The organism is Yoonia sp. (assembly GCF_046498525.1).
Classification (GTDB): Bacteria; Pseudomonadota; Alphaproteobacteria; order Rhodobacterales; family Rhodobacteraceae; genus Yoonia.
This window is the reverse complement of record NZ_JAWOAN010000227.1, coordinates 1-4,285: the sequence shown is the minus strand read 5'-3', so window position 1 is coordinate 4,285 and position 4,285 is coordinate 1. Positions and strand designations below refer to the sequence as shown.

Genomic DNA, 4,285 nt, shown 5'->3' with positions numbered 1-4,285 from the left:
TTCCTGTTTGATGTCGAAAACCAGACGGCGTTCCTTGATCGACAGACCCAGTTTATAGGGTCCAAGCGGCACGTCGCGCCCCTCGCGCTCAGGCAGGGAAAAACTGTTGTCCTCCAGCAGATCGAACATTGCGACTTTGCGTTCCTGATCTATCTCGGGCGTAGGTGGTGGCAGATTGCGATCGTCCAGATCGATATGAGTGATCTTGCTCATGCATCACCCCGATTCAGGCGGTCAAGTCGGGCGCGCACTGACAGGCCATGCGCCTCGAGACTTTCCGAAATGGCAAGCCGTTCCGCAGCCGGACCGATTGCCGCCAGCGCGTCAGGTGTCATGCGTGACAGGGTGGTGCGCTTGATAAAGTCCATGACCGATAGTCCGCTTGAAAACCGTGCCGACCGTGCCGTCGGTAAAACGTGATTTGGACCGCCAATGTAGTCACCAATCGCTTCCGGTGTCCAACCCCCGATAAAGATTGCGCCCGCATGGGTGATCTTTTGGGACAATGGGTCCGCATCAGCGGTGCATATTTCCAGATGCTCCGGTGCGATACGATCCGAAAGCATGACGGCCTCGTCAAAGTCCTTCACCGTGATGATAGCCCCGAAATCACGCCAGCTTGCCCCCGCAATGGCGCGACGCTCCAAAGTTTCCAGCCGCTTTTCCACGGCCTGCGCCACGGCCTGCCCAAAGCCTGCATCATCCGTGATCAGGATCGACTGCGCGCTTTCGTCGTGTTCGGCTTGACTGAGCAGATCGAGCGCGATCCAATCAGGGTCGTTATCCTTGTCGGCGATAACCAAAATCTCTGACGGTCCGGCGATCATATCAATGCCCACCTTACCAAAGACCCGGCGCTTGGCAGCCGCGACAAAAGCATTGCCCGGTCCGGTGATCTTGTCGACAGGCGCAATCGTCTGGGTCCCGTAGGCAAGGGCGGCAATAGCCTGGGCACCCCCGATCCGGTAAATCTCGTCCACGCCGGCAATCCTGGCCGCCATCAGGACCAGCGGATTGGTAACACCATCGGGTGTTGGCACCACAATCGCCAAGCGGCCGACAGCCGCGACCTTCGCCGGGATCGCATTCATCAAGACGGACGATGGATAAGACGCCAAACCGCCCGGCACATAAAGCCCCGCCGCCGAAACCGGCGTCCAGCGCCAGCCGAGTGTCGCGCCCGCATCATCGGTCCACATCGCATCGTCCGGCATCTGTCGCGTGTGATAGGCACGAATGCGTTCTGCCGCCAATTCCAGCGCCGCACGATCTGCGTCATTCACCTTGGCACATTCCGCCGCGATCTCTGCCTCGCTAAAGCGCATCGTCTGCGGCGTCAGTTCCAGCCGGTCAAACTTTGCCGTCAGTTCAAGCACAGCCGCGTCGCCGCGTGCGCGGACATCTGCAATGATGTCAGCGACGACCTGATCCACATCCGGGCTGTCTTCGCGCTTTGCCCCCAAAAGGGCAGTAAAGCGGGCCTCGAAACCGGCATCGGCCGTGGATAGAAACTGTGGCATCATATCACTCCTTGCGAGGCCACGACATAGCGGGGCGGGCAGGGCGCTTCAATGGTGTGTTGCCAGTGTTTTATTCGGGATGCGACGGCGCTTTGGCGGATGGTGCTGCATAGGGGCGGGTCACATCCTGCAAGATGACCTCCAGCGCCTCGACATCCAGCGCAATCACACCATCACCCGCAAGGGTCAGTTCCAACCGCCCCGTGCAGTCTTCGCCGGGGGTGAACGCCATCGCCAGCAGCGAAAACACCATGTCGGGATCGGATTTTTCGATACCCTGGGTTTGCACTTTCATGACATCCTCGACAGCCAGAACCGCCTGTACCCGCTCAAAGCTGCGCTTGCGGGCCTCGGCTTTGGGGGCGTCCTCCCACCGGAAACGGTTGAGCAGAATCGCAAAGCGCCGCGCCTTGCGGTCCCAGCGCATTTCAACCGCCGGAAAGACGGCATCCTGTACCAGAGCCGCCATCACCGATAAATCCTCGGCATCCAACGCCTTAAGGCGCAACGGCGCCTCGCGTCCGTCCTCGAATGTTGCATCCTGCGTCATGTCGAAATCCGTTCAATTTTTGCGCCGACACCACTCAGCTTATCTTCGATGTGTTCATAACCGCGATCAAGGTGGTAAATCCGGCTCACTGTCGTTTCACCTTCCGCCGCGAGGCCCGCAAGGATCAGCGATACCGAAGCGCGCAGATCGGTCGCCATCACAGGGGCACCTTTCAGGCGATCCACACCGCGCACCGTGGCGACGCCGCCATGCACATCTATGTCCGCCCCCATACGGATCAACTCGGGGGCATGCATAAAGCGATTCTCGAAAATCTTTTCTTCCAGAACCGACGTTCCTGTGGCGGTGCACAGCATCGCCATCATCTGGGCCTGCAGATCGGTCGGAAAGCCGGGAAACACCTCGGTCGTGATGTCGACTGCCGCTGCACGCTCGGTCCGGCGTTTGACCTTCAGGCCATCGGGCGTCTCGGTCACATCGACACCGGCGGCATCCAGTTTCTCGACGAAAGACCCCACCAGATCAAGCTTGCCGCCCAGACATTCGACCTCGCCACCGGCGAAAACGGGAGCCAACATATAGGTGCCCAGTTCAATGCGGTCGGTCACAACTGGATGTGTCGCGGCCCCAAGGCGATCAACGCCTTCAATCGTGATCGTGCTGGTGCCTTCGCCCTGGATATGGGCGCCCATGCTGCGCAGGCATTTGGCGAGGTCCACAATTTCGGGTTCGCGCGCCGCATTTTCGATGATGGTCGTCCCCTTGGCCAAAGTCGCCGCCATCAGTACATTCTCGGTCGCGCCCACGGACGCAAAACGAAGCGGCACCCTCGCCCCCTTCAACCCACCAGAGGCCTTGGCGTGCAAATACCCGTCTTTCAGTTTAATCTCGGCGCCCATCGCCTCCAGAGCCGTGACGTGAATATCCATGGGGCGGGCGCCAATGGCACAGCCGCCGGGCAGGGACACGATCGCCTGATGATGACGGGCGAGCAGAGGGCCCAAAACAAGGTTCGATGCGCGCATCTTGCGCACGATCTCGTAATCTGCTGTCGTTGATGTCATCGCGTGGCTGGACAGTACCTGCACCTTGCCATCCTGCATCGCGGTCACTTCGACACCAAGGGATTGCAGCAGCGCGGTCATCGTCGCGATATCAGACAGGCGCGGCGCATTGGTCAGCGTCAGCGGCTCTTCGGACAACAGCGTCGCGGGCATCAAGGCAAGCGCGGCATTCTTGGCCCCCGCAATCGCAATCCTGCCATTGAGCGGTATGCCGCCCGTGACCACAATGGAATCCATTCCCGCCTACTCTTTCTTTTCTGTGTCGGGGCTTGCAGCCCTTGCACGCGCCTGCGCCTTGCGTTTGGCCATATTGGCCTTGAGGGCCGCCTTCAACCTGTCTTCACGGGTTTTGGCAGTCTTGTCGGATTTGCGATTGGCATCTTTGTCGGTCATGAGCGCGGTCTTATCAACATGCGCAAAAACCGTCTAGAGAGGGCTTGCACCAAAGGGCGATTGCGTCTAATCCGACGCAGCACCGGATGCTGTGGTAGCTCAGTGGCAGAGCACACCCTTGGTAAGGGTGAGGTCGAGAGTTCAATCCTCTCTCACAGCACCATCTTTTATCGTTAAAAAACAAAAAGATAAGTGCTAACAGTGTGTTGAGTGATGCTCGGGTCTACACCGAGGACCTACACCGCTATGGTTTTGCAAATGTCCCGACCCCATAAAAATCCGAAGAGTGGCGTGTACTACTTCCGCCAAAAAACGCCTACCGACCTTCGGGCGGCATTTGGAAAAGCAGAAGTTAGTCGCTCTCTGCACACGAAGGATGCCGAAGAGGCCAAAGACAGGCATGCTGAAGAAAGCCGCAAGCAGGCACTTGTCTGGCAGTCGTTACGCGCCCGGCCCTGTCCAATCCCACACAAGCAATTGGTGGCCATCTCAGGTGAGTACTATCGTGCTCTGAACAAATTTGTTGAAGACGAACCGGGCGAACCTGCGCTTTGGGAAATGATGTCCGAGAAGTTCAACGGCATTGAAAACGACCAAGGCAGCCTCGAACGATGGTTTGGGGATGATGCAGACCGTTTGCTTTCGGGGCACGGGCTTGCAGCCGATGCATTCAGTCGACAGCGACTATGCGAAGAGCTCAGCAAAGCTTGGCGGCAATGGTATGAGTTTCAGCAGGGACGTTCAAAAGGTGACTACAGCCCTGACCCGCGAGCTAGCCGCTTCCCCGCTATGGAAAC

At 58.6% G+C, this 4,285-nt stretch carries 6 protein-coding genes and 1 tRNA gene; 2 read left to right on the top strand and 5 right to left on the bottom strand.

What is annotated here, in order from left to right:
- The 5 genes from R6T97_RS13800 to R6T97_RS13780 all read right to left on the bottom strand — a co-directional run.
- On the bottom strand, nucleotides 1-213 hold a 213-nt coding region (locus R6T97_RS13800; RefSeq protein ID WP_410349874.1), incomplete at its 3' end, for a UPF0262 family protein.
- Entirely contained in the window at nucleotides 210-1,520 is a 1,311-nt protein-coding gene (gene hisD / locus R6T97_RS13795; protein WP_410349873.1) for a histidinol dehydrogenase, read from the bottom strand. The genes R6T97_RS13800 and hisD, both read right to left, overlap by 4 nt.
- A 70-nt stretch (nucleotides 1,521-1,590) precedes the next feature.
- Nucleotides 1,591-2,070 (bottom strand): DUF2948 family protein, encoded by a 480-nt coding sequence (locus tag R6T97_RS13790; RefSeq protein WP_410349872.1) that lies wholly within the window; start codon nucleotides 2,068-2,070, stop codon nucleotides 1,591-1,593.
- A complete protein-coding gene (gene murA, locus R6T97_RS13785; RefSeq protein WP_410349871.1) occupies nucleotides 2,067-3,332 on the bottom strand; it encodes a UDP-N-acetylglucosamine 1-carboxyvinyltransferase in 1,266 nt (421 codons plus the stop codon). Before murA ends, R6T97_RS13790 begins: the two co-directional genes overlap by 4 nt.
- 6 nt (nucleotides 3,333-3,338) lie before the next feature.
- On the bottom strand, nucleotides 3,339-3,488 hold the full coding sequence (locus R6T97_RS13780) for a hypothetical protein (RefSeq protein ID WP_410349870.1): 150 nt from the start codon (nucleotides 3,486-3,488) through the stop codon (nucleotides 3,339-3,341).
- A gap of 88 nt (nucleotides 3,489-3,576) precedes the next feature.
- Here R6T97_RS13780 and R6T97_RS13775 point away from each other — a divergent pair.
- Together R6T97_RS13775 and R6T97_RS13770 are read left to right on the top strand one after the other, a co-directional pair.
- Nucleotides 3,577-3,651: transfer RNA gene (locus R6T97_RS13775), tRNA-Thr, on the top strand.
- Between the two features lie 83 nt (nucleotides 3,652-3,734).
- On the top strand, nucleotides 3,735-4,285 hold a 551-nt coding region (locus tag R6T97_RS13770; protein WP_410349869.1), incomplete at its 3' end, for a DUF6538 domain-containing protein.